24 protein-coding genes are annotated in these 24848 nt (G+C 70.4%); 6 read left to right on the top strand and 18 right to left on the bottom strand.

Features of this window, described 5'->3' with window-relative positions; all coding sequences use genetic code 11:
* Positions 1-75: 75 nt before the first annotated feature.
* Genes Aiant_RS38480 through Aiant_RS38455 form a run of 6 tightly spaced genes read right to left on the bottom strand, consistent with a single transcriptional unit; the run spans position 76 to position 6814 of the window.
* Entirely contained in the window at positions 76-1272 is a 1197-nt protein-coding gene (locus tag Aiant_RS38480; RefSeq protein ID WP_189336078.1) for an N-acetylglucosamine kinase, read from the bottom strand.
* The gene (locus tag Aiant_RS38475) at positions 1269-2525 is read right to left on the bottom strand and encodes a family 4 glycosyl hydrolase (RefSeq protein WP_189336077.1); all 1257 of its coding nucleotides are present in this window, start codon (positions 2523-2525) and stop codon (positions 1269-1271) included. Before Aiant_RS38475 ends, Aiant_RS38480 begins: the two co-directional genes overlap by 4 nt.
* Positions 2522-3388: a carbohydrate ABC transporter permease gene (locus Aiant_RS38470; RefSeq protein WP_189336076.1), complete on the bottom strand. Its 867-nt coding sequence runs from the start codon at positions 3386-3388 to the stop codon at positions 2522-2524. The genes Aiant_RS38475 and Aiant_RS38470 overlap by 4 nt, the downstream gene beginning before the upstream one ends.
* The gene (locus tag Aiant_RS38465) at positions 3385-4311 is read right to left on the bottom strand and encodes a carbohydrate ABC transporter permease (protein ID WP_189336075.1); all 927 of its coding nucleotides are present in this window, start codon (positions 4309-4311) and stop codon (positions 3385-3387) included. The genes Aiant_RS38470 and Aiant_RS38465 overlap by 4 nt, the downstream gene beginning before the upstream one ends.
* A gap of 3 nt (positions 4312-4314) precedes the next feature.
* Complete coding sequence (locus tag Aiant_RS38460; RefSeq protein WP_189336074.1) at positions 4315-5622, bottom strand: ABC transporter substrate-binding protein; 1308 nt, start codon at positions 5620-5622, stop codon at positions 4315-4317.
* 28 nt (positions 5623-5650) lie between these two features.
* Positions 5651-6814: an ROK family transcriptional regulator gene (locus tag Aiant_RS38455; RefSeq protein ID WP_189336073.1), complete on the bottom strand. Its 1164-nt coding sequence runs from the start codon at positions 6812-6814 to the stop codon at positions 5651-5653.
* Between the two features lie 169 nt (positions 6815-6983).
* Here Aiant_RS38455 and Aiant_RS38450 point away from each other — a divergent pair, with 169 nt between their 5' ends.
* On the top strand, positions 6984-7814 hold the full coding sequence (locus tag Aiant_RS38450; protein WP_189336072.1) for a chitosanase: 831 nt from the start codon (positions 6984-6986) through the stop codon (positions 7812-7814).
* Here Aiant_RS38450 and Aiant_RS38445 read toward each other — a convergent pair.
* From Aiant_RS38445 to Aiant_RS38435, 3 genes are read right to left on the bottom strand one after another with little or no spacing between them, the layout of a single operon-like run.
* Entirely contained in the window at positions 7807-8682 is an 876-nt protein-coding gene (locus tag Aiant_RS38445) for a C40 family peptidase (protein ID WP_189336071.1), read from the bottom strand. The two genes, Aiant_RS38450 and Aiant_RS38445, sit on opposite strands and share 8 nt — an antisense overlap.
* Positions 8679-9680 carry a dipeptide epimerase gene (locus Aiant_RS38440; protein ID WP_229831364.1) on the bottom strand — a complete coding sequence of 334 codons (1002 nt, stop codon included), beginning with the start codon at positions 9678-9680 and terminating at the stop codon, positions 8679-8681. The genes Aiant_RS38445 and Aiant_RS38440 overlap by 4 nt, the downstream gene beginning before the upstream one ends.
* A complete protein-coding gene (locus Aiant_RS38435; RefSeq protein WP_189336070.1) occupies positions 9677-10414 on the bottom strand; it encodes a serine hydrolase in 738 nt (245 codons plus the stop codon). The genes Aiant_RS38440 and Aiant_RS38435 overlap by 4 nt, the downstream gene beginning before the upstream one ends.
* Before the next feature lie 96 nt (positions 10415-10510).
* Here Aiant_RS38435 and Aiant_RS38430 point away from each other — a divergent pair, with 96 nt between their 5' ends.
* From Aiant_RS38430 to Aiant_RS38410, 5 genes are read left to right on the top strand one after another with little or no spacing between them, the layout of a single operon-like run.
* Positions 10511-11512, top strand: a complete 1002-nt coding sequence (locus Aiant_RS38430) for an ABC transporter ATP-binding protein (RefSeq protein WP_189336069.1) — start codon at positions 10511-10513, stop codon at positions 11510-11512.
* A complete protein-coding gene (locus tag Aiant_RS38425; RefSeq protein WP_189336068.1) occupies positions 11505-12323 on the top strand; it encodes an ABC transporter ATP-binding protein in 819 nt (272 codons plus the stop codon). The genes Aiant_RS38430 and Aiant_RS38425 overlap by 8 nt, the downstream gene beginning before the upstream one ends.
* A complete protein-coding gene (locus tag Aiant_RS38420; RefSeq protein ID WP_189336067.1) occupies positions 12304-13269 on the top strand; it encodes an ABC transporter permease in 966 nt (321 codons plus the stop codon). Before Aiant_RS38425 ends, Aiant_RS38420 begins: the two co-directional genes overlap by 20 nt.
* 12 nt (positions 13270-13281) lie before the next feature.
* Positions 13282-14268 carry an ABC transporter permease gene (locus Aiant_RS38415; RefSeq protein WP_189336066.1) on the top strand — a complete coding sequence of 329 codons (987 nt, stop codon included), beginning with the start codon at positions 13282-13284 and terminating at the stop codon, positions 14266-14268.
* An 18-nt stretch (positions 14269-14286) separates the two neighbouring features.
* Positions 14287-16023 carry an ABC transporter substrate-binding protein gene (locus tag Aiant_RS38410; RefSeq protein WP_189336065.1) on the top strand — a complete coding sequence of 579 codons (1737 nt, stop codon included), beginning with the start codon at positions 14287-14289 and terminating at the stop codon, positions 16021-16023.
* 39 nt (positions 16024-16062) lie between these two features.
* On the opposite strand, the gene Aiant_RS38405 is transcribed toward Aiant_RS38410, so the two are convergent.
* The 9 genes from Aiant_RS38405 to ngcE all read right to left on the bottom strand — a co-directional run bounded on the left by Aiant_RS38405 (position 16063) and on the right by ngcE (position 24846).
* Positions 16063-17307, bottom strand: a complete 1245-nt coding sequence (locus tag Aiant_RS38405) for an ABC transporter permease (protein WP_212846663.1) — start codon at positions 17305-17307, stop codon at positions 16063-16065.
* The gene (locus Aiant_RS38400; RefSeq protein ID WP_212846662.1) at positions 17304-17969 is read right to left on the bottom strand and encodes an ABC transporter ATP-binding protein; all 666 of its coding nucleotides are present in this window, start codon (positions 17967-17969) and stop codon (positions 17304-17306) included. The genes Aiant_RS38405 and Aiant_RS38400 overlap by 4 nt, the downstream gene beginning before the upstream one ends.
* Positions 17966-19174: a peptidoglycan-binding protein gene (locus Aiant_RS38395; RefSeq protein ID WP_189336064.1), complete on the bottom strand. Its 1209-nt coding sequence runs from the start codon at positions 19172-19174 to the stop codon at positions 17966-17968. Before Aiant_RS38395 ends, Aiant_RS38400 begins: the two co-directional genes overlap by 4 nt.
* Positions 19164-20084 carry a hypothetical protein gene (locus Aiant_RS38390; RefSeq protein ID WP_189336063.1) on the bottom strand — a complete coding sequence of 307 codons (921 nt, stop codon included), beginning with the start codon at positions 20082-20084 and terminating at the stop codon, positions 19164-19166. Before Aiant_RS38390 ends, Aiant_RS38395 begins: the two co-directional genes overlap by 11 nt.
* Positions 20085-20177: 93 nt before the next feature.
* The gene (locus tag Aiant_RS38385; RefSeq protein WP_189336062.1) at positions 20178-20588 is read right to left on the bottom strand and encodes a hypothetical protein; all 411 of its coding nucleotides are present in this window, start codon (positions 20586-20588) and stop codon (positions 20178-20180) included.
* A gap of 29 nt (positions 20589-20617) precedes the next feature.
* Positions 20618-21493: an AfsR/SARP family transcriptional regulator gene (locus Aiant_RS38380; protein WP_189336061.1), complete on the bottom strand. Its 876-nt coding sequence runs from the start codon at positions 21491-21493 to the stop codon at positions 20618-20620.
* Positions 21494-21642: 149 nt separating this feature from the next.
* Positions 21643-22536, bottom strand: a complete 894-nt coding sequence (locus Aiant_RS38375; protein ID WP_189336060.1) for a carbohydrate ABC transporter permease — start codon at positions 22534-22536, stop codon at positions 21643-21645.
* A complete protein-coding gene (locus Aiant_RS38370) occupies positions 22533-23438 on the bottom strand; it encodes a carbohydrate ABC transporter permease (protein ID WP_189336059.1) in 906 nt (301 codons plus the stop codon). Before Aiant_RS38370 ends, Aiant_RS38375 begins: the two co-directional genes overlap by 4 nt.
* 1 nt (position 23439) lies before the next feature.
* Positions 23440-24846 (bottom strand): N-acetylglucosamine/diacetylchitobiose ABC transporter substrate-binding protein, encoded by a 1407-nt coding sequence (ngcE, locus tag Aiant_RS38365; protein ID WP_189336058.1) that lies wholly within the window; start codon positions 24844-24846, stop codon positions 23440-23442.
* Between the last annotated feature and the right edge of the window lie 2 nt (positions 24847-24848).

Genomic DNA, 24848 nt, shown 5'->3' with positions numbered 1-24848 from the left:
TCCGGCGCCGGCTCACGCATCGCCGAACGTGGGAGCGCCCGCCTCCGGGGGGGGCGGGCGCTCGGGGATGGAAGGTCAGGCGGGGAAGGGGGACGGTGGGTGGTTGGCGACGGCGGTGCGTAGGGATTGTTCGGCGGCGGGTGGGGCGTTCAGGGCGTCCAGGGCCAGGAGGGCCGCGCCGGCTACCGGTGGGGTGGACAAGACGGTTGTCTCGACCAGTGGGGCCTGGGCTTTGGCGCCTTCGACCACCTGGTTGTGCAGGATCGGGTGCCGGGCCTGGAGGACGCCACCGCCCAGGACCAGGGCGTGGGGTTTGTCGAGGAGGTTCAGGCGGGTGGCGGCTACCCGATGCTGGGCCAGGATCTCCCCCGCCTGGCGGGTGATCAGGGCGGAGGCCACCTCGTCGCCCGCTGCCGCTGTCTCGAACAGGAGCGAGGACAGCTCCGGGATCCGGGTCATCGGGAGTTCGCCCAGGTGCAGGGCGATGCTCACGGCCTCGACCGTGGGCAGGCCGAAGTGTGCGGCGACCGCGGCGGACAGCGCGGTCGGGCGGCCTCGGCCGTCCTCGCCACGGGCAGCTTCCCGCAGCGTGTGGTCCGCCAGATCGTGGCCGCCGCCCCAGTCGCCGGAGATCGGACCGAGCGCGACGAAGCGGGCGGTCCGGCCGTCCGCGGCGCGGCCGACGCAGTTGGTGCCGGCGCCGCAGACCACGGTCACCGAGTCCGGCATCGACGTGCCGGCTCGCAGCAGCGCGAAGCAGTCGTTGTCGACCTGGGTGTGCCGGGCCCAGCCCTGCGCCGCGATCGCCTCCTGGAGCTGGGTCACCTCGATCGGCAGGTCAGCGCCGGCCAGGTAGACCGCGATCGCGTCGATCGGCGTGTTCGGCAGGAGTCCGGCCTGGGCGTGCGCGGCCGCGATCAGCTTGCCGAGCACCTCGATCGTGCCGGCGAGCCCGATGTTGTGCGGTGAGGAGGTGCCCCCGCGGACAACGGCGAGCACGCGGCCGGACGTGTCGCCGAGCAGCACGTCCGTCTTCGAGTTGCCGCCGTCGACCGCCAGGAAAAGCGAACTGCCGCCGGCAGCCGCGGGAGACGACGAGTTGCCGCCGGCAGCCGCCGGGGACAGCGCGTTTCCGCTGGTTGGCGCCGGAGACAGCGAGCCACCGCCGGCCGGGGACAGCGCGTTGCCGCCGGTTGGCGCCGGAGACAGCGAGCCACCGCCGGCCGGGGACAGCGCGTTGCCGTCGCCGGCCGTTGGGGCTGGGCCGTTCATCGGGCCCACGCGAGGTGCGAGCGACCGGAGGCGATCAGTTTGTCGGTGAGGGCGTCGGCCCGGTCGTGCTGGCCGATCAGCGGGTGCGCCAGCAAGGCACGGTAGACGCGATCACGACCACCTCGGAGGGCGGCGTCCAGGGCGAGTTCTTCGTACCCGTACACATGGGAGATGAGACCGGCCAGGTCCGGCGGGACTGCGGTGACCGGCAGCGGGTCCGGGCCCTTGAGGCCCGCCCGGGCCGAGACCTCGATGACCGCCTCGGCCGGCAGGAACGGCAGCGTCCCGTTGTTCCGGACGTTCACCGAGTGCACCGACGTGTCGTCCAGCCCGAACAGCGACGCGAGCAGCCCGACCGCCGCCTCCGAGTAGTACGCCCCGCCCCGCTCCCCGAGCAGCGCCGGCTTCGCCGTCAGCGTCTCGTCCCGATACATGTCGAGAAGGATCGCTTCGATCTCGGCGACCCGCTGGCCGCGGGTCTGCTGCCCGAGGCTTTCCTGTACGTGCTTGTCGTGCTTGTAGAAGTAGGACAGGTAGTAGGACGGCACCGCCCCGAGCATCGCGATGATCGACTCCGGGATGTCCACCTCACCGGAGATGTCCGGCAGATGATCGCTCAGCAGCTCCGGCAGCCGATCGACGCCGTCGACAAAGGCGGCCCGCTCCCACGTCAGATGGTTCAGGCCGACATGGTCGAGCACCACCGTCGCCGGATCGACGCCAAGGTAGCCCGCGAACCGGCGCTGGAACCCGATCGCCACGTTGCACAGCCCCACCGCCCGGTGCCCGGCGTCGAGCAGGGCCCGCGTGACGATCCCGACCGGATTGGTGAAGTCGACGATCCACGCCCCGGGCTTGGCCCGCTCCCGGATCCGCTCCGCGACATCCAGGATCACCGGAACCGTCCGCAACGCCTTGGCCAGCCCCCCGGCCCCGGTGGTCTCCTGACCCACACATCCACATTCCAGCGGAAACGTCTCGTCACTGATCCGAGCCCGCTGCCCACCGACCCGCAGCTGAATGACCGCCGCGTCCGCGTCGGTGACCCCGGCGTCCAGGTCCGTCGTCCACGTGACCTTTCCCGGGTGGCCGTAAGCGGCGAAGATCCGCGCCGCGAACGCGCCGACGATCTCGAGCCGGTCCGCCGCCGGGTCGATCAGAACGAGTTCGGAGACCGTCTTCCCGAGCCGGGCGAACCCGTCGACCAGCTCGGGCGTGTAGGTCGATCCGCCCCCGATTACCGCGATTTTCACCCTTTGAATCCTGTCAGCGTGATGCCCTGCACGAACGCGCGCTGGGCGAAGAAGAAGATGATGATCAGTGGCGCCATGGCCAGCACGGTGGCCGCGGTGACCAGGTTCCAGTCGACGTGGTGGACGGTGCGGAACGACGCCAGGCCCAGCGACAGCGTCCACGAGTTCTCGTTCTCGCTGGTGTAGAGCAGCGGGCCGTAATAGTCGTTCCAGCAGTAGAAGAATTGGAAGAGGCCGGCGGCGGCGATGCCGGGGCGGGCCATCGGCAGCACGACGCGCAGCAGGGTGCGCCACTCGCCGCAGCCGTCGACCCGGGCCGCGTCCAGCAGTTCGCCCGGGATGGTGAGCAGGAACTGGCGCAGCAGGAAGATGCAGAAGGCGTCGCCGAACAGGGCCGGGATGATCAGCGGGGCGAGCGAGCCGGTCAGGCCGTAGCGCGCCCACATCAGGTAGAGCGGGACGGTGACGACCTGCGGCGGGAGCATCATCACGCAGATCACCACGAGGAACAGCGCGTTGCGGCCGCGGAACTTGAGCTTGGCCAGGGCGTAAGCGGCCGGGACGCTGGACGCGAGGGTGAGGATCGTGGCGGTGCCCGCGTAGATCACGGTGTTCAGCAGGTAGTGCGGCAGCGGGGTGGCCTGGAAGACCTTGAGGTAGTTCTCCGGGTGCCAGGTGTTCGGCCAGTAGTCGCTGGTCAGCGCCTGGTCGCTGGTCATCAGGGAGAGCAGCACCAGGTAGGCGACCGGGGTGATGAACATGATCGCCAGAGCGATGGCGATGCTGTGCCGGGCGATCCAGGCGAGCCGGATCCGCCGGCGCTCCAAGGTGGCGGTGACCGGCCGGTCGAGTGCGAGGGTCACGATTCCTCCCCGGAGAACGCCTTGGCGCGGCGCAGCAGGATGACGGTGACCGCGAGCGCGACCACGAACAGGGCGATGGCCAGGGCGTTCGCGTACCCGAGCGCGCTGTACCGGAACCCGACGGTGTACAGCCACAACGGGAAGGTGAAGGTGGAGCCCTCCGGATATCCGAAGGACTGCGAGATCCCGGCGCCCACGGTCGCCTGACCGCTGGCGATCGAGCCCGCCACCGCCGCCTGGTCGAAGTACTGCAACGTGTAGATCACGCCGGTGACCGTGGCGAACAGGATGACCGGCTGGATCGACGGCAGCGTGATCGACCGGAACTTGTGCCAGGCGTTCGCGCCGTCGAGCGACGCGGCCTCGTACAGGCTCTCCGGGACGCCGAGCACCGCCGCCAGGAAGATGATCATCAGGTCGCCGACGGCCCACAGGCCGAGCAGGACCAGCGACGGCTTGGCCCAGGCCGGCGAATTGAACCAGAGGGGGCCGTCAATGCCCAGCATTTCCAGGACATGGTTGACCGGGCCGGTGCCCGGCTTGAGCAGATAGACGAACGCGATGGTGGCGGCCACCGGCGGAACGAGGGCGGGCAGGTAGTAGATCGTACGGAAAACGCCTGCTCCTCTTTTGAATTGCACGAGGAGCATGGAGAGCCCGATCGCGCCGAGGATGCGCACCGGGACGAAGACGACCACCATCCACAGCGTGTTGCGCACGGCCTGGAGCAGGAACGGGTCGTCGGCCATCCGGCGGTAGTTGTCCAGGCCGACCCATTGCGGCACGGACAGCAGGTCGAATTTGGTGAACGAGAAATAGATCGCGGAGAGCAGCGGGTAAACGAAGAACACGCCGATGCCGAGCAGCGCGGGGGCCAGGAAGGAGAAGGTGACCAGGCCCCGCCGGAGGCGGACCGCGTCCACGGGTCAGCCGCCCAGCGTCATGACGTTGTTGATCTGCTGGTCCGCCTTGGCCAGACCCTGATCGAGGTCGGACACCTTGCCGGACTGGTAGCTGATCAGGAACTGCTGGAACGTCTCCTGGTAGGCCGGTCCGGAGGCGGACGGCGGTGAGGTCAGCGAGTTCGGGTTGTTGAAGATGTCGATGAACGCCTTGAAGTTCGCGTCGGCGTTCAGCGACGGGTCGGCGATCGCCTTGGTCGTGGTCGGCACGTTCTTCAGCAGGCCGGCGAGCTTGGTGACCGCGGCGTCATCGGTGGTCAGGTACTTGATCAGCTCCCAGGCGGCCTCGGGGTTCTTGGCGTTCTTGGAGATGCCCACGATGTTGCCGGTGACGTATCCGCCGCCGTACCGGGCGGGGTCGACGGTCGGCAGCGGCGCCACGCCGTACCTCAGATTCGGACTTTGATCCTTGAGGAACGCGAGGCGGTACTCGGCGTCGATGTTGATCGCGACCTGGCCCTTCTGGAAGGCGTTGTCGGCGCTGAACTCGTCGCCCAGACTGGCCTTGAACTTGGTCAGGTTGTCGTATCCGTACCAGTCGACCAGCTCTTTCTGCCAGGCGAGCAGCGTTTTCCAGTTCGGGTCGGTGCCGACCGCGCTCTTGCCGTCCTCGGTCAGCCACTTGGCGCCGGTGGTCGGCGCGAGGTGCGCGGCCGCGTTCTCGTAGAAATCGAACAGCGGCAGGAACCCGACGGTCTTGAGCGACCCGTCCGCATTCTTCACGGTCAATTTCTTGGCGTACGCGGTGAGCTCGTCCAGCGTCTTCGGCGGCCCCGCCAGCCCCGCCTTGGCGAACAGGTCCTTGTTGTAGAACATCCCGTACGCGTCGGCGAGGAACGGCATGGCACACCGCTTCCCGTCGAATTCGGTGTACGACCGGGTGGTCGCGTTGAGCTGCCCCAGGTCCACCTTGTCCCGGTCGATGTACGGCTTCAGGTCGACCCAGGCCCCGGACGAGCAGAACTTGCCGACGATGTCGGTCGAGTAGGAGAGCCCGATGTCCGGCCCGTTCCCGGCGCCGATCGCCTGGGTGACCTTGGAGTCGTCCTGCCCGGGCTTGACCGTGACCTTGATGTTCGGGTGGCTGTTCTGGAAGTCGGTGATCACCTGCTGGATGGCCTCGGCCTCCCGCTCGGTGAAGAAGTGCCACAGCTCGACGGTCCCGGAGACCTGCGTCCCGGGGTCGGCGATCTTGTTCTCCTTCGGCGCCGGGGTGCACGCCGCGGTCAGCAGGACGGCGGACGTCAGGGCAAGAAGGGTCCTTTTATTCATTTTGTGCCTCACATCTATGTGCGGGGGGTCAGCTTTCGCGGATGGCGTTGATCAGGGCGTCACGGACCGCGGCGAGCCCGGCGTCGAGGGCGCCGAGCAGGACCGCGTCGTCGTCGAGGGCGGTGGCCGCGACCGGGCATTCCAGCGGCGCGGCCTGCCGGAACGCGTCGTTCACGGCGGTGAGCAGGGGGTCGCCGCCGGCCTGGGCGGTCGGGCCGGCGAGCACCACGAGGGACGGGTCGAGGACCGCGACCACGGCCGCCATGCCGACCGCGACGCGCTCGGCGAAGGCACCGATGAATTCGGGGGACTCGCCTGCCGCCGCGGCCACGACCGCGGCCGGGGTGTCGCCGGCGATCCCGTGGTCGCGGCCCAGCTCCATGATCGCGCCGCCGCCGAACATGTCCTGGAGGTCGATCTTGCGGTCCGGCGAGTACAGCGGCAGGTAGCCGATCTCACCGGCGGCGCCGCGGGTGCCGCGCAGCAGCGTGCCGTTGATGTCGATGGCCAGACCGAGGCCGTCCTGTCCGAGCCAGAGCAGCGCGAAGTTCTCGGCGTCGCGGGCCGCGCCGCGCCGGCGCTCGGCGACCGCGGCCAGGTTGACGTCGTTGTCGACGCTGACGTCGGTGCCGAGCGCGGCGGCGATCTCCGGCACCAGGCCGGGGCGGGCGAAGCCGGGCACGTCGACGAGCCGGATCGTCTCGGTCTTCGGGTCGTAGGCGCCGGGGACGCTCAGGTGCACGTGCCGGATCAGTCCGGCCGGGACGCCGGCCTCGTCGCGGAGCCGGGTGACCACGCCGGTCAGGGCAGCGACCGGCTCGGTGGCCAGGAAGTCGACGCGCGACTCGAAGCGGGCCCGGACCGCACCGGTCAGGTCGCAGAGGGCGGCGGCGATCGACGGGGTGCCGCTGGTGCCGACGTCGCGGACCGAGACGGCGACGGCGTAGGCCGCGTCCGGGTTCGCCGCGTAGATCTCCGCGTTCGGCCCCGGCTTGCCGCTGCTGTGCCCGACGACGTTCACCAGGCCGGCCTCGGTGAGCCGGCGCAGCACCTCGGAGATGGTCGGCATTGACAGCTCGGTGAGTTTGCGCAGGTCGGAGCGGGTGAGCATGCCCGGGTCGAGCAGGTGTCCGAGCGCAGCGCTCTCGTTCATGGCACGCAGCAGCTTGGACGAGCCGGCCAGACGAGGCATCGGGCGCTCCCTTGATTGATAGGCAAACTGACTAACAGTTCGCTCATCCTGGCCCCGGCGGTCACCCCTGTCAAGGGTGCGATCTCGCCGATCGAGCCCTATTGATAAATCAACTTAACAGTCGTAGCGTCGCTCCCCATCCCGTCCACCCCCCTCGATGGAGAGCGCCATGAAACCCGTCAGAAAAGTCACCTATGCCACGATCGGCCTGCTCATCCCCGGTGCAGCCGTCGTCATCGGGCTGCTGCCGGCCAGCGCCGGGCAGACGCCCGCCGCGACGACGGCCGTCGTCGCCGCCGCTGCGAAGAATCTGGATGATCCGGTGAAGAAAGACGTCGCCATGCAGATCGTCTCGGCCGCCGAGAACTCGTCGCTGAACTGGCGGGCGCAGTTCGCCTACATCGAGGACATCGATGACGGGCGCGGTTACACGGCCGGCATCATCGGATTCTGTTCCGGGACCGGGGACATGCTCGAACTGATCGAGGCGTACACCGCCACGAAACCGTCGAACGTGCTCGCCAAATACCTCCCGGCGCTGCGCCGGGTGAACGGCACGGATTCGCATTCCGGGCTCGACCCGAACTTCACCCGGGACTGGCGGAGGGCAGCCGCCGACCCCGTGTTCCAGGCTGCTCAGGAGGCTGAGCGGGACCGGGTGTACTTCAACCCGTCGGTCCGGGACGGCAAATCCGACGGGGTGCGGGCACTCGGCCAGTTCGCGTACTACGACGCCGCGGTGATGCACGGTTACGACGGTATGCGAGCCATTCGCAGTCGCGCCCTCAGAAAGGCCAAGACGCCGGCTCAGGGTGGCGACGAGCGCACCTGGCTGAACACTTTCCTGAACGAGCGCGTGAAAGAGATGAAGAAGGAGGAGGCACACTCGGACACCTCACGGGTCGACACCGCCCAGCGGGTATTCCTGAACAACGGCAACTTCGACCTGAACACACCGCTGGACTTCAAGGTCTACGGCGACCCGTTCCACATCAGCTGACCCGCCGGGCGTGTGTGAGGTCGGCCTGCCGGATCGCGCTCAGCGGCGTGTCGACGCAGGCCCAGTCCGGCTCCGAGACGTGGACGGCCCGGGGTAGGTCCAGGGCGAGCGCCACGTGGTAGATCACGCCGGTGTCCGGCCTGGTGAACAGCAACAGGTCACCGGGCCGGGCGTCGGCCACCGGCAGCCCGGCGCCGAGCCGGTCCATGTCCCGGGCGTCCCGCGGGATCCGCAGGCCGTACCGGCGGAACACCGCGTGCACCAGCCCCGAGCAGTCGTAACACCGGCCGTGCAGGCCCGCGGCCAGGTACATCACGCCGAGGAACTGTTCCGCGTCACCGAGCAGCCGCGCCGGGGAAGGCGGCCGGTCACCGAAGCGGTGCGGCGCGATGTCCGCTGCCGGCACCCATCCGGTACGCCCGTCCGGCAGCCGCACCGTGGCCCGTCCGCCGGTGATGCCGAACGTGGGCAGGATCGTCGCGTAACCGACCTCGTCCACCAGCACCTCGTCCCCCGACCGGATCACCGTGGCCGGGACGGTGACCACCACCCGGGGCAGCACGTCCGGGACCAGCGGCGCCAGGTGAGCCGTGCGGACGTAGCCGGGATAACCGCCCGGCTCGTCCCGGTACGGCTGCCACGGCGCCCGCACCCGGCACCACTCCCCCAGCTCCTCCTCCACGACAACCGGCTCACCGAGCAGCAACTGGCTGTCCAGCCGTCCCCACAGGGTGCGCCGCTCCGCCGGCCCCTGCGCCGTGAGCCACTCCCCCAGCCGCGGCTCGTCGAGGAGCAGCGGCGCGTCACGGGCCACCGGCGACGCCGGGCTGCGCCACAGTCCGGTCACCGCCACCGCGACGACGTTCACAGCAGGACGTGCCCGTCGGCGTAGTCCAGCACCGGATCGGCCAGCCACCAGGCCGCGTCCAGGTCGGAGACCACCGTGGTCGGATACGCCGCCACCAGGGAGGCCGCCGCGGTGACGCCGACCGGTCCCTCCATCATCGAGCCGACCATCGTCCCCATCCCCTGCGCCTCGGCCAGTCCGAGCAGCGTGCGAGCCGGTTCCAGGCCGCCGCACTTGGCCAGCTTCACGTTCACCAGGTCGGCGGCCCGCCGCCGGATCACCTCGACCAGGTCACGGACGCCGAAGACGCTCTCGTCGGCCATCACCGGGATGCCGGACCGCTCGCTCACCCAGGCCAGCCCGTCGAGGTCGGCGGCGGCCACCGGCTGCTCGACGAACTCCACGTCCAGGCCGGCCGCCGCGATCCGGTCGAGCATCCGTACCGCGGCGCGCGGCGTCCACGCCTGATTGGCGTCCAGCCGGATCCGGGCGTCCGGACCGGCCGCCGCCCGGACGGCGGCGATCCGGTCGAGGTCACCGGCCGCGTCCGCACCCACCTTGACCTTGAGCACGGTGAACCCTTTCGGCACCGCCGCCGAGTCCGCCGCGACCGTGACGTCGGTCGGCACCCGCCGCGGCGTCCCGCCGAGCAGCACCGCCAGCGGCACCCCGAGCCGCCGGGCGGCCAGGTCGTGCAGCGCCACGTCGACCGCCGCCTTCGCCCCGTGGTTGCCGGTCGCGGCCCGCCGCACCCGCCGCAGCAGCGTCACGTACTCCGCCGGGTCCCGTCCGAGCAGGACCGGCGCGAGCCGTTCCCGCACGCAGGCGGCGATCCCGGGCAGCGACTCGCCGGTCACCGGCCACACCTCGGGAGCCTCCCCGGTCCCGGTCACGCCGTCCGAGTCGGTGATCGTGACCAGCACCGACGCGGTCGACGTGGTGCGTCGCAGCGCGGTGACGAACGGCGTGTGCAGCGGCAGCCGCTGCTCGGTCAGGCCGACCCGGGCGATCGTGGTCACCGCGGCCGTCCCCGGTCCCGCCAGGCCGCCGCCGACACCTGCGTGATCAGCTCCCCGGCGGCGGTGTCGTCCGGCATCCCGGTGGTGCAGACCGCGATCACGTACGGCGGCGCGTCGAGCGGGTAGACGATGCCGGCCGCGTGCCGCACCCGCGAGTCCCAGCCGTCCTTGTGCGCGATCCGGATCCCCGGCGGGACCCCGGCCGCCAGGTGCTCGCCATACTCCTGACCGGCCAGGATGTCGACCAGCACCGGGTCGGCGGCGATCATGCTGAACAGCCGGGCCAGGTCGGCGGCGGTCACCAGGTTGTGCATCCCGGCCGCCCGGGCCTCGGTGTCGTCGATGCCCCGGGTCACCCAGGACCCGGTGGCGCCGGCCAGCGCCCACACCTCGGCGACCGGCAGCATCCCGACCTGTTCGAGGACCAGGTTGGTGGCGAGGTTGCTGGACCGCACGATCATCCGCCGGGCCAGCCAGCGCAGCGTGGCCGTGTCACCCAGCCGGGCCCACACCTGCGGGTCGCTGTCCTCGTCGAAGTCGACACCGAAGCGGCGGCCGTCACCCACCGCCGAGGCGAAGTCGTTGTGCACCTTGACGGGAGCGTCCAGGTCGAGATCGGAGCGGTAGAGGGCGGTGAGCACCGCGACCTTCATGGTGCTGGCGGCGTGGTGCGGCTGGTCCGCGTCGTCCTGGACGGTCGGCGGACCGCCGACCGGACCGTACCAAAGGGACATGGTCGGCAGCGTAGTCCCGCGTGGCGGCTATTGAAAATACTCTCTACATCCGACACTCTAGTCGGAAAATTCCTTCGTCACTTCGCGGGAGCCCGGGTGAACCACGCATCGTTCCTGCGCGTCCGTGACCTGACCGTCCGCTTCAGCACCGAGGGCGGGCCGGTGCGGGCGGTCAACGGCATCTCGTTCGAGGTGGATCGGGGCCGCACCCTCGGGATCGTCGGCGAGTCCGGCTCCGGCAAGAGCGTGACCAGCCTGTCCGTGCTCGGGCTGCACAACCCGGCACGCACCACGATCACCGGGGAGATCTGGGTCGGCGACCGGCAGGTGGTCGGCCTCGACGACAAGCGGCTGCGGGAGCTCCGGGGCCGCGAGATGGCGATGATCTTCCAGGACCCGCTGTCGGCGCTGCATCCGGCGTACACGGTGGGCCGGCAGATCGTCGAGGCGTACCGGGCGCACCAGCCGTCGGCGAGCCGGGCCGAGGCGCGCCGGCGGGCCGTGGAGATGCTCGGCCGGGTCGGGATCCCGCGGCCGGCGGAGCGGTTCGGCGCGTACCCGCACGAGTTCTCCGGCGGCATGCGGCAGCGCGTGATGATCGCGATGGCCCTGGTCAACGACCCGAGCCTGCTGATCGCCGACGAGCCGACCACCGCGCTCGACGTCACGGTGCAGGCGCAGATCCTGGACCTGCTCGCCGGCCTGCAGGACGAGTTCGACTCGGCGATCATCCTGATCACCCACGACCTCGGGGTGGTCGGCCGGATCGCCGACGACGTGCTGGTCATGTACGGCGGCCGGATCGTCGAGCGCGGCTCGGTCGAGCAGGTGCTGCGCCGGCCGCAACATCCGTACACCTGGGGGCTGCTGGCCAGCATGCCGACGCTGCGCGGCGACCCGGAGACGGAGCTGGTGCCGATCCCGGGCACCCCGCCCAGCCTCACCCACCTGCCGGACGGCTGCGCCTTCCACCCGCGCTGCCGCTACACCGGCGAGCGCAGCCGCACCGAGGTCCCGGAGCTCCTGCCCACGTCCGAAACAGGTCACCTGGTCGCCTGCCACCTGCCGGAGGCCGTCCGGAGGTCGGCACATGTCTGAGCCGCTGCTGAGGGTCACCGGGCTGACCAAGGACTTCGCCGGCCGCCGGGCGGTCGACCGGATCGACCTGGAGATCCGTCCCGGCGAGGCGGTCGGCCTGGTCGGCGAGTCCGGCTGCGGCAAGACCACCACCGGCCGGATGCTGGCCCGGCTCCTCGAACCCACCGCCGGACAGATCGTCTTCGCCGGGCAGGACATCACTCACCTGCGCGGACGCGCGCTGCGCCCGGTCCGCCGGCAACTACAGATCATCTTCCAGGATCCGTACGCCTCGCTGAACCCGCGGCACACCGTCGGCGCGATCGTCGCCATGCCGCTCCAGGTCAACCGGATCCGGCCACCGGGCGGCGTCAAGCGCCGGGTGCAGGAGCTGCTGGAGCAGGTGGGGCTGAACCCGGAGCACTACAACCGGTACCCGCACGAGTTCTCCGGCGGGCAGCGGCAGCGGATCGGCATCGCCCGCGCTCTCGCGCTGCGGCCGAAACTGATCGTCGCCGACGAGCCGGTCTCGGCGCTCGACGTGTCGGTGCAGGCGCAGATCATCACGCTGCTGCGCGGCCTGCAACGCGACATGGGCCTCACCTTCCTGTTCATCGCCCACGACCTCGCCGTCGTCCGGCACTTCTGCCGCCGGGTCGCCGTCATGTACCAGGGCCGGATCGTCGAGACCGGCGATCGCGCCGACCTGTACGAGCGCCCGCGGCACGCGTACACGAAATTGCTCCTCTCGGCCGTGCCGGATGTGGCCGGGCCGCTGGGCCGGCAGCGGACCCGGCAGAAAGGCGGGCACGATGTCGTCGGCGCCGGATGAGACGCTGCCGGCGGCCACGTTCGAGAGCCGGTCGCCGGGACAACTCGCCTGGTCACGGCTGCGCCGTGACCGCGTCGCGACGGCGAGCGGCATCGCCTTGCTGTTCTTCGTGGTCGTCGCGGTCGCTGCTCCGTTGATGGAGTTCTGGTACGGCGTGAGCCCCCAAGAGCAGTTCCAGGGCGCCCTGAATCGCCACGGTCTCCCCCTCGGCTACTTCGGCGGCATCACCGGCGAGCACTGGTTCGGGCTGGAACCCAAACTCGGCCGCGACCTGTTCATCCGGATGGCCTACGGCATCCGCACGTCGCTGGCGATCGCCTTCACCGCCGCCCTGGCCGCCACCGTGATCGGCACGGTCGCCGGGATCGTCGCCGGGTTCGCCGGCGGCTGGGTCGACACGGTGATCGGCTGGCTGATCGACTTCGCGCTCGCGCTGCCGTTCCTGATCTTCGCGCTGGCCGTGGTGCCGACCGTGACGCTGCGCTTCTACGGACCGCGCGACGAGGTGCCGTCCTGGTTCCGGGTGGCTGTGCTGATCGCGGTGCTGGTCGCGTTCAACTGGACGCAGACCGCCCGGCTGGTCCGCGGCCAGGTGCTGTCGCTGCGCGAGCGCGAGTTCGTCGAGGCGGCCCGCGCGGCCAACGCCGGGTTCGCGCACATGCTGTTCCGGCAGCTGCTGCCGAACCTGTGGGCGCCGATCCTGGTGGCGTTCTCGCTGGCGGTGCCGGCCTTCGTGACCGGCGAGGCGGCGCTGTCGTTCCTCGGCGTCGGCGTGGTCGAGCCGACCCCGAGCTTCGGGCGGACGATCTTCGAGAGCCTGCCGTACCTGGAGACCGACCCGGCGTACGTGCTGATCCCCGGCCTGGCGATCTTCGCGCTGGTGCTGGCCTTCAACCTGTTCGGTGACGCGCTGCGCGACGCCCTCGACCCCCGATCGTCGAAGTAGGAGGCGGACGCCGTGCTGCGGTACCTGACCAAGCGGGTCTCCTCGGCGATCCTGGTGCTGATCGCCGTCAGCATCGTCGCGTTCCTGCTGTTCTTCGCGCTGCCCGCCGACCCGGCCCGCGGCCTGTGCCCGAAATATTGCAGCGCCGAGCGGATCGAGGCGGTCCGCACCGAGTGGGGCCTCAACGAGCCGAAGACCGAGCAGTACCTCGACTACATGGTGGGCGTCTTCGCCGGCCGGGACCTGGGCGCCGCGCAGGGCGGGCACTGCGACGCGCCGTGCCTGGGCTACTCCTACGTCAACAACGAGCCGGTGCTGGACACGCTGACCCGGGTGCTGCCGGTGACGCTGAGCATCGTCATCCCGGCGGCGATCCTCTGGCTGACCCTCGGCATCGGGCTGGGCATGGTGTCGTCGCTGCGCCGGGGCAGCTGGCTGGACCGGGCGTCGATCGGGTTGTCGCTGGTCGGCGCGTCGCTCCAGCTCTACTTCGTGGGCGCGGTGCTGCTGCTGGTGCTGGTCTACACGCTGGCGATCCTGCCGGTGCCGCACTACACGCCGATTCTGCAGAACCCGGTCGACTGGGCGTCCGGGCTGGTCCTGGCGTGGGTGGCGCTGGCCTTCCTGTTCTCGGCGATCTACGCCCGGCTGTCCCGGGCACAGATGCTGGAGACCCTCTCCGAGGACTTCGTCCGCACCGCGCGGGCCAAGGGGCTGCCCAGGTCCCAGGTGTACGGCCGGCACGCGCTGCGCGCCGCGCTCGCGCCGCTGGTCACCATCGCCGGGCTGGACGTCGGGCTGGCGCTGGGCGGGACCGTCATCACCGAGACGACCTTCGGGTTGCAGGGGCTCGGGCGTACCGCGGTGGCCGCGGTCCGCAACGGCGACCTGCCGACCGTGATGGCCACCGTGCTGGTCGCCGCGGTCTTCGTGGTCGTCGCCAACCTCGTCGTCGACCTGCTCTACGCCGTCATCGATCCGCGCGTCCGGTTGCGCTGAGATTCCCTTGGAGTGCTCATGTTGATTCGCAGAGTCGCGGCGCTCGCCGCGGTAACCCTGGTCCTCGGCGGGTGCGGCAAGACCACCGAGGACGACGGCGGCAACGATCTCGGGACCCGGGAGCAGAGCAGCGTCATCGCCGCCGACCCGGCCGCCTCCCGCGGGCCGGCGCCGGACGTCGCGGGCGCGCAGAAGGGCGGCACCGTCACCATTCTCCGGAACAACAAGATCTCGCATCTGGACCCCCAGCGCGCCTACTCGTTCATCGGGCTGCTCAGCTCGGCGAGCCTGTACGCGCGCTCGCTGACCTATTGGAAGGACGACGGCAGCGGCAAGCTGACCCTGGTCGGCGACCTCGCCGAAACGCCCGGCACCGACGTGCACTCCGACTGCAAGACCTGGGAGTTCACGCTCAAGGACGGGCTCAAGTTCGAGGACGGCAGCCCGATCACGTCCAAGGAGGTCGGGTACGGCATCTCCCGCTCCTTCGACCCGGCGATGGGCGGCCCGACCTACATCCAGGAGTGGCTGGCCAACGACAAGGAGTACTACAAGAAGTGGGACTTCACCAAGAACAAGGGACAGTTGCCGCCCGGCCTGACCACCCCTGACCCGAAGACGGTGCGGTTCACCTTCGAGAAACCGCACTGCGAGCTGCCGTACGCGGCGTCGCTGCCCTACACCGCGCCGGTGCCGCAGGCCAAGGACACCGGGCCCGAGTTCGACAACAAGCCGTTCTCGTCCGGCCCCTACAAGCTGGTGCGGAACACCATCGGCGTCGAGATCGTCTTCGAGCGCAACGAGAACTGGGATCCGGCCACCGATCCGATCCGGCACCAGTACCCGGACAGGTACGTCTACCACTTCGGCGCCGAACCGGATGCCAGCGCGCAGCGGGTGGTCGCCGACTCCGGAGCCGACCGGTCGGCGCTGGCCTGGGACGGTGTCCCGTCGTCACTGGCCCAGAAATTCGCCACCGACGCGAGCCTTCAGGAGCGCACGGTCGCCGCGCCGACGCCGATGGAGTGGCGCCTGGCGATCAACACCAGGCGGGTCACCGACGTCGACACCCGCCGCGCCCTCAACTACGCCATCGACCGGGACGGCCTGATCAAGGCGTTCGGCGGCTCCGACCTGGCCCAGCCGGTCACCACGCTGATGCCGCCGGGCACCATCGGCTTCCAGAACTACGACCTCTATCCGGCCGGGCCGACCGGCAACCCGGACGAGGCGAAGAAGCTGCTGGCCGGCAAGTCGCCGAACCTGGTGATGGCGGTCGGCGACGGCGCGCAGGAGCAGGCCCTCGCCCCGCAGATCAAGAACAACCTGGAGCGGGCCGGTTTCACGGTGACGGTCAAGACGGTGCCCGGCGACGAGAAGGACGACCTCACCGCCAAGCCCGGCAACGAGTACGACCTCTACTTCCGCCAGTGGGCTGCGGACTGGCCGAGCGGCGCGTCGATCCTCCCGCCGCTGTACGACGGCACCACCATCACGGCCGAGGGCAGCAACAACGTGTCGTTCCTCAACGACCCCGCGGTCAACGCCGAACTCACCCGCGTCGCCGACCTGCCCGCCGCCCAGCAGCCCGCCGCCTGGGCCGAGCTGGACAGGCAGATCATGAAGGACCACGCCCCGGCCGTCCCGCTCCTGGTCGAGGTCGCCCGCATCCCCACCGGCTCCCACCTCGCCGGCGTCTTCATCTCCAGCATCTTCGGCGTCCCCTCCCTGGTGAACGCCAACGTCAAACCCTGATCACAACCGTTTTCCGGTACGGCCGGCTCTACCCCCGAGTCAGCGGCGCAGTGCGTCGGCGGGCTCGATGCGGGACGCACGCCACGCGGGGTAGAGGCCGGCTAGCAGGCCGGTGGCGGCCCCGGCCAGCGGGGCGGGCAGGACCGTGGCCGAGTGCAGGATCGGCGTCCAGTCCCGCCACACCGCGACCGTCACCACGGCGGCGACGCCGAGGCTGGTGCCGATCAGGCCGCCGACCAGGCCGAGGGTGCCGGACTCGGCGAGGAAGTGGACGGCCACGTGCCGGCGGCGGGCACCGAGCGAGCGGCGCAGGCCGATCTCCCCGACCCGTTCCAGGACCGCGACCAGGGTAGTGTTCGCGATCCCGACCGCGCCGATCACCAGGCAGACCGCGGCCAGGGCCAGGAACAGCGTGCCCAGGTCGGTGTTCACCCCCTCGCGCAACTGCCGCGGGTTGGGTGGGGTGACCACCTTGAACCGGGACGGGTCCTGAGGCCGCAGCGCCAGCGGCGCCTCCGCCCCGACCTGCTGGGCCGCGCCGACCTCGGTGTCGATCATCGCCTGGACGGACCTGCTGCCACCGGCCGGCGGGTCGCCCCAGACCGCCCGGGCCGTGCCGGCCGGCAGCACCACGCTCAGCAGGGTGTCGGCCTTGCGGTCCACGTCGTCGATGATCCCGATGACGGCGAACGGCGCCCCGCCGATGAAGACCGCTGGCTGGTCGTCCACCCAGGTGATGCCGAGCCGGCCGGCGGCGCCGGAGCCGAGCACCACGACCCGTTCGTCGTTGCCGTCGTGCCAGGTGTCGAAGAGCCGGCCGGCGGCCAGGTGAGCGTGGATCGCCCGCAGGTATCCGGGCGAGGCGCCCAGCACCCGGAGCTGCTCGCCCGGGTCCGCGGCGGACGGGCGGCGGGCGGCGACCCCACCCACGTCCGGCACCTCCCAGAAGACGCCGGCGTTGCGTACCCCGTTCAGCGCGACCAGCCGCCGCTCGGCGTCCGGCGGGAACGCCTGCTCGGCGCCGGCCCCGCCGTCCGCGGCCTGCTCGGCGCTGTCCTGCACGACCACCTCGGTGGCCACCAGCGCGGTGAACCGGCTGCTGATCTGCCCCTCCACGGTGCTGGTCAGGCCCAGCACGGTGACGAACGCGGCGACGCCGAGCAGGGTGCCCAGCACGGTCAGCGCGGCCCGCCCGGGCCGGGCCAGCATGCCGGCGACCGCCTCGTCGACCACGTCGCGCAGCCCGAGCCGGGTGGCCGGCACGACCGGTGGCGTCCGTTTCACCGCAGGATTCCGTCCTTGATCAGAACCGAGCGGTGCGCCCGGCCGGCCACCTGCTGGTCATGGGTGACCATCAGCACGGTCAGGCCGCCGTCGTTCAGCTCCTCGATGAGGGCGAGCACGGCGGCCGCGCTGGCACTGTCCAGGTTGCCGGTCGGCTCGTCGCACAGCAGTAGCGAGGGCCGGTTCACCAGGGCCCGGGCGATCGCCACCCGCTGGGACTCGCCGCCGGAGAGATGGCCGGCGCGGGCGTACGCGCGGTGGGTGAGCCCGACCCGGTCGAGCGTCTCCAGCGCCAGGCCGGCCCGGTCCCGCCGGCTCACCCCGGTGTAGACCATCGCCATCGTCACGTTCTCCACCACCGACCGGTGCCGGAGCAGGTGGAACGACTGGAACACGAATCCGATGCGCCGGCCGCGCAGCGCGGTCCGATCCCGCTCGGGCAGGGTGGCGGTGTCGAAGCCGTCGAGCCGGTAGACACCGGCGGTCGGCCGGTCGAGCAGCCCGACCACGTTGAGAAAGGTGGATTTGCCGGAGCCGGACGGGCCGGTCACCGCCACGTACTCGCCGGCGCCGACCACCAGGTCGGCGGCGCGCAACGCCTGCACCGGCGGCGGACCGGGATAGGAGCGGGTCACCCCGGCGAACTCGACGACCGGCGTCACCCGGTGCCGTCCGGGCGCGCACCGCCGGTCCGGCCGCCGACCACGGCCTGGTCGCCCTCGGCCAGCCCGGCACCGTCGACCTCGACGAATCCGCCGGCCGACGCGCCGGTGCGCACGGTCACCGGCTCTCGCCGGTCGTCGCGCACGCGCAACACCTGGGTGGCGCCGTCGGCCGCCGAGAAGATCGCCGACACCGGCACCACCAAGACCTCCTCGCCGGTGGTGGCGGAGGTGACGGTGAGCCGCACCTCCTGGCCGGTGAATGACGCGGGCAGCGTCCCGGTGGCACTGATCGTGATCGGGTGGCCGGTCTCCGAGCCCGCACCCTGGCGCAGCTCACCGATCGTGGTCACCCGGCCGGGCGCCTTCTTGCCGCTGGTCTCGTCGAAGATCTCCACCGACATGCCGGGATCGACCAGTTCCCGGTCGGCGGGCGGCAGCGTGCCGCGCACCACCAGGCCGCCGACCGACAGGGTCAGGATCGGCCCGGCCACCTCGGCGCCCAAGCCGGCCTTGACAGCGGCCACCCGGGCCGGCAGCGTCCTGACGAAGTAGACCTCGCTCATCGGCAGGTAGACCCGCTTCGCGGGGGTGGCGGCCGGTGCACCCACGCCGGCCGACGGGGCCGGATCCGGCGCCGCCGGCACCTCCTCCAGCGGCGGTTCGTAGTCGCGGCTCTGATACATCCGGCGGATCGCCCGCCCGGTCGAAGCGCCGAACACGCCGGCCCGGTCGCTGATCGGGTAGCCCAGCTCGCGCAGCGCCGCCTGCAACTGCCTCACGTCCGATCCGGTCATCCCGGCGTGCACGTCCCGGTACGGCGGCACCCGCCCGGTCAGCGCGATGACCGGCCGCCCGGAGATCTCGGCCAGCACGCTGCCCGCGCCGACCCGCCCGCCGGCCTTGACCACGCGGCGGGAGATCACCGACCGGCCGCTGCCGAGCACCGGGGTGACCTCGAGGGCCCGGTCCGGTTCCACGGTGCCGCGCAGCACCACGTCCTCACGCAGGACCCGGCGTTCCACGGTCGCGGTGATCAGGCTCGCCGGTGGCGCGGCGGCCTCCGCGGCGGCCTGCTGCGGCGACTTGACGAACGTGGACGCGCCCAGCCCGGCGAGCGCCATCACCACCGCGCCGGTGACCAGGCCGAGCAGGAACCGTCGCCGGCCGCGCAACGGCGCCTGCGGCGGGACGTCAGCGTCCACCCAGCACCGCCGCGGCGTTCTTCAACGCCTGCTGGGTGGCGGCGCGCACCGACTCGAGCCGCTCCAGGTTGGCCTCCACGATCTGCTGCTGGTAGGCGACCAGGATCGAGGTCATGGTGCCGAGGTAGTTGAGCTTCTTCTTGCAGCGCACGTCGGCGAGAGCGGTGTTCTTCTCGGCCCGGCCGGCCGGTGCGTCCTCGTCCTTCCACCAGCGCTGGTCGTTGTTCACGTCGTCGACGTTGTCGTACCGGTAACCGGACTTGCGCATGCAGGTGCTCCAGTCGGCCATCAGGGCGACCGCCCGCTTGTCCGCGAAGGCCCGGCTCTTCGCGTCGTTGCCCAGCTCCTGCAACCACACGTCGTCTTCGGTGCTCCAGCCGACCTTGCGGTACCCCTCGCCCATGCAGCCGTCCTCCGGGACGCCCTCGCGGTCCGACTTGCCCAGCCGCTCGCCGAAGAGGATGTACGACTGGGCCGTGGTCAGGCCGGGGTTGGAATTCGTGTCGTGCTTCGAGTACCGCGCCGGATCCATGTGGTAGCCGAACCGTGCCGCGTGCGCCTCGTCGATCAGGCCCAGGTCATTGGTCCGGTCCCGGTAGTCGAGCAGCTTCAGCCGCTTGCCGGGGTTGTAGGTGATGCCGAAACGCTTCATGCACTCGGCGGTCATCAGCTTCGAGGCGTAGTTCAGCTCGGCGTACTCGTCCGCCGTGGTGGTGTAGCGATCCAGCGGCAGGCTGGCATTGTTCAGGCTGGACACGGTCGGCGAGGCGGTCACGGCGGGCGGCGACACCGGGGACGTCGGCACGCCGCCGGGGTTCCGGGTCGCGGCCGGGCTCGCCGAGCCGCCACCGGAGCAGCCGGCGATCGCCAGGACGCCGATCACCATCGCGGTCGTGACAAGTCGTTTCATGCGGTCGATCTCACCCTGTCCACTCGTCCGTGCGTTGTCGAGATGCCGGGCAGGGACGGCACGAACCGCCCCTGCCCGGACGTTTGGTGCTGGTCAGCACTCCCAGTAGAGCGAAGAGACCCGGTTCTCCCGGTCGGCCGGGAGGCCGTCGCCCTTGCCGGGAAGGTGCCTGACCTTCCAGCCGCTGGCCGAGGCGCCGCCGGCGTTCTGACCGAACACGGCGGTGCAGGAGAGGCCGAAGTTGTGCAGGCCCTCCGCCGAGTCGTTCAGCGGCGGACCCGCGCCGTACTTCGTGGTGTCCGGATAGTAGTTGTTGGAGAAGTTGGTGTCAGTGCCCTCGTAGTCCCAGCGCGGACCCTCGAAGTAGTCCCAGTCGAAGACGCAGGCCTCCGAGGCCTCACAGGTGCCGTTGAAGTTGACGTTCGCCGAGGCCGGCATCGCGGTCCCGAAGAGAACGGCGCCGGACACCAACGCGGCCGCCGCCACCCCCCGCGCCCAGCGCACCGTCAAGCTGCTCTGTGGCAATTCGCCTCCTATCCCCCGGCGGAGCCGAGCGGCTCCGATGCCGAGAAGCCTGCGGCTGCGGCGTAGGTTGCGAGGTCATCGCGGCGTAAGTCACGCCAAGCAATGCCTTGATGACGCCGGGTGACCACCTCCAGGAGTCGATCCGCCGAGCAGGTGCCGCTGAGCAGCTCTCGCTGCAGGGCGTCGAGGCCGGCCGCGTGCAGGCCGGTCTCCTCGACCAGGTCGCGCCGGGCCCGCCAGAAGGTGATCGTGGTCGCCTCCACGAGCCGGCCGCTGAGCGCCTCGGCGACCATGAGTTGCAGCCAGAACCGTTCTCGTTTCGGATACAGCTCGGTCAGCCTGCGGGCCCGCGGCAGCACGTGCTCGGCCCGGCCGGAGATCAGGCTGCCCAGCACCACCATCTCCTCCGCCTGGCAGCGTTGCTCCTCCAGATGGACCGCCTCGGCACGCAGCGGCCGCACGCCGTTCATGTCCGGCATGGCCTCGGTGCCCCGCCACAGGTCGAGCGCGGCACGGGCCAGCCGGAGGGCGGCGGGCACGTCGCGCGGCAGGCGCTGGCGGGCCTGGCTGAGCAGCCCCCGGAACCGGCCGGCGTCGACGGTGCACCCGTCCGGGGCGATCCGGTAGCCGGCCGAGCCGGTGGTCAGGATCCGCCCGGCGCCGTCGCGCAGGGCGCCGCGCAGCGTCCGGATGTGCGAGCGCACCATCTGCGGCGCGTGTGACGGAATGCCGTCCTCGCCCCAGATCCAGCGGACCAGTTGCCCGGTGGCCACCGGGCGGCCGGCCGCCGTGATCAACAGGGCGAGCACCTTGCGGCTCTGCAGTTGCAACTCGACCCGGACGCCGTCGGGGTGGACGAGCTCGACCGGGCCGAGCAGTCGCACTTCGGGTTGCTTCCGATCACTGCCATCCATCCGGCCCCCCGCCGTCACGCGAGCCCCCGTGGCCGCGAAATTCCAGAGTGGACTACCTCAGGGCGGTGATCTTAAGCGATGGATGTTGATTCGTGGGGCGCGACGACGAAAACAAACAGTCAGCGGAGTTGGCCGGCGGAGAGGCCGGACTGGAACTGGCGGTGGAAGATCAGGTAGGCGATGAGGACCGGGAGCATGGCGATGGTCATGCCGGCGAACAGGCCGCTGAAATCGCCCTGATAGCCCTCGTTGACCGCGAGGGCGGCCAGGCCCTGGGCGAGCACCCATTTGTTCTCCGCGCCGGCGCCCTGCATCAGGACCAGCGGCAGGATGTACTGGTTCCACTGGAACAGGAAATTGAAGATGGCGACGCTGACCAGGCCGGGGCGGGCCATCGGGAGCATGACCCGGAAGAACAGGCCGAAGTGGCCGCACCCGTCGACCATGGCGGCCTCGGCGACCGAGGTGGGCAGGGTGCGGAAGAACGCCGTCAGGAAGAAGACGGTGAATGGCAGTGAATAGGCCGCATAGACCAGGGTGAGGCCGGGCAGGGTGCCGAGCAGGCCCAGATTGCGGACCACGAAGAAGAGCGGGACCAGGGCCAGGAAGACCGGGAACATCATGCCGCCGACGAAGGCGAAATAGACGATCCGGCGGCCGCGGAACTGATAGCGCGCCAGCACATATGCGGCCATCGCGCCGAACAGCATGGTCAGCGTCAGCGCGCCGGTGACCACGACGGCACTGTTCAGGAAATAGCGGCCGATGTGCGCCTCGCCCCAGGCCCGGACCCAGTTCTCCCAGCGCACTTCGGAGGGCAGGCCCCACGGGCTGGTGAGGATCTCGTTGTCGCTCTTGAACGAGCTGAGCACCGCCCAGACCAGCGGCAACGTGGTCAGCAGCGCCCAGCCGATCAGGAAGGCATGGGAAAAGACGGAGAATGTCCGGCGCGGGGAGGGCGACGCGGCCTCCTCGACTGTTTCCGCAGCCACCGGAGTCAGCACAGCCGTCACAACTCCACCCTCTCGCGCCGGGTCACCCGCAGGAACATGACGGCCACCGTCAGGGTCAGGAAGAACATCGCGACACCGATCGCCGACGCGTAGCCGAATCGGCCGTCGGCGAATGCCGTTTTGTAGAGCCGCAGACCGACCACGTCGGACGCCGAACCGGGACCGCCGTCGGTGATGATCTGCACGATGGCGAAACCGTCGATCGCGATGATCGCCAGGTAGACCCAGGCGACCTGAATGGTGTCCCAGACCAGCGGAACGGTGATCCGGACCAGGGTGGTGAGCCGGTTGGCCCCGTCCAGCAGCGCGGCCTCGTAAAGGTCGCGGGGAATGGACTGCATGGCCGCACTGAACAGGACGACGTAAAAGCCGACGTTCATCCAGACGAGCACGGCCAGCACGCACCAGAACGCGAATCGGGGGTCACCGAGCCAGGCGACGGCGAGGCCGTCCAGCCCGATGCCCCGGAGGAAACCGTTGATCATTCCGGTGGTCGGGGCGTACATCTGCTTCCAGAGCACGCCGATGATGGCCACCGACAACACCTGCGGGAAGAAATAGACGACCCGATAGAAACCGGCTCCGCGTACGCCGTGCACGCCCACCCGGTCGGCGCGGCCGCCCACACTGATCATCGAGGCGAAGAAGAGCCCGAGCAGGATCGTCGCCACCGGCAGCAGCACGAGCAGCAGTCCGTTGTGCCGCAGCGCGGTCCAGAAGTACCCGTCGCCGAGCAGCCGGGTGAAGTTGTCCAGGCCGACGAACTCGTACGTCGGGGACAGCCCGCTCCAGTTCGTGCCGGAGATCTGGAACGCCTGCGCGTACGGCGAGACCACGAAGATGCCGTAGAGCAGCAGGGGCGGGAGCAGGAAGACGGCGATGAACAGCCGCTTGCCTCGCACGTCAGGCCCGCTTGTACTTCTTGACCGCGGGGTCGGCGGCGAACTCGTCGGCGGACTTCTGCACCTTGTCGCACCACTGGGCCGCGTTGATCCGCTTGGTGAGCAGTTCCAGGGTGGCCGCGTTGACCCGCTCGCGCTCCAGCTTGCGGTAATACGTGGAGTACAGCCAGGTGAACGCGGAGCCGCCGGACGCCTCGATCAGCCTGGTCACCGAGGTCAGGCCGGGACCGAGCGTCAGGCCCTGTGCGGCGCCGGTGACGGCGGTGAGGCTGCTGACCTTGGTGGTGAAGTCGGCGGCGGCCTTCTTGGAGAGCATGACGCGAAGGTATTCCATGCCACCCCGGACATTCTTGCCTTTGGCCGGGACGATGAACGGTTCACTCCCGGTGCCGCGGAACGCCTCGTACGGCATCTTGTCGCCGGTGGTGAGGCTCGGCGTCGGCGCGACGGCCATCGCGAAGTCCGGCGGGGTGACCGCCTTCATCTCGTTCTCCAGCCACGAGCCGCAGGAGATGAACGCGGCGTGCCCGCGAGCCCACTCGGTCTGCGCCTGGATGTGGTCCATCCCCTCGGCGCCCGGCTGGACGAACCCGTCCACCGCCAGCTGGTAGTACGCCTCGGCCGCCGCCCGCACCGCGTCGCTCTTCCAGGCGCCCGGCTCCAGGTTGTCGATCGCCTTGATCACCTCGATGCCGCCGAACTTCGCGGCCGCGGTCAGGATCGGCCAGCTCATGTAGCGGGCGTGCACGCCGGTGTACGCCCACGGCGCGATCCCGGCCGCCTTGATCTTCTTGCACAGGGCGATCATCTCGGGCCAGGTCTTCGGGTACGCCCAGCCCTTGGCGTCGAACAGCTTCTGCGAGTACCAGATGCCGTACGCCGAGTACGCGTAGTTCAGCGTGAGGAACTTCCCGTCGTACGACCCGACGTCGACGATCCCGGGCAGCAGCGTGTCGCGCACCTTCTTCGACGGGTCGTCCAGGCTGGGCGCGTCGAGCAGCTCACCGAGGTCGGTCAGCGCGCCCTGCGACACCAGGCCGTTGAAGTCGATCTGGCTGCCGCCGGAGTTGTCCACCACGTCGGGCGGGTCACCGGCGACGAACCGCGGCTGGAGCGTCTCGGCGATCTGCTGGGTGGCCGAGTGCTTGATCTCCGCCTCCGGGTAACGCTGCTTGTACATGGCCTCGTGCGCCTTGGCGTACTCCTCGCCGAAACCACCGTTGAAGATCACCACTTCGAGTGGCGCGTCCGCCTTCACGCCGAGCGGATTGTTCGCGGTGACCTCGCCCTTGCTACCGGAGTCCGTCGCGTCGTCACCACCGCCCATGGCGCACCCGCCGAGCGCGCTCACGGCCGCGACCCCCGCCGCGCCCTGGAGAAGCCCGCGCCGGCTGATCCCATATGTCATGT

It is taken from the genome of Actinoplanes ianthinogenes (assembly GCF_018324205.1).
Taxonomy (GTDB): Bacteria; Actinomycetota; Actinomycetes; order Mycobacteriales; family Micromonosporaceae; genus Actinoplanes; species Actinoplanes ianthinogenes.
Note: the sequence above shows the minus strand (reverse complement) of the source record. Positions and strands in the feature narration are given on the sequence as shown.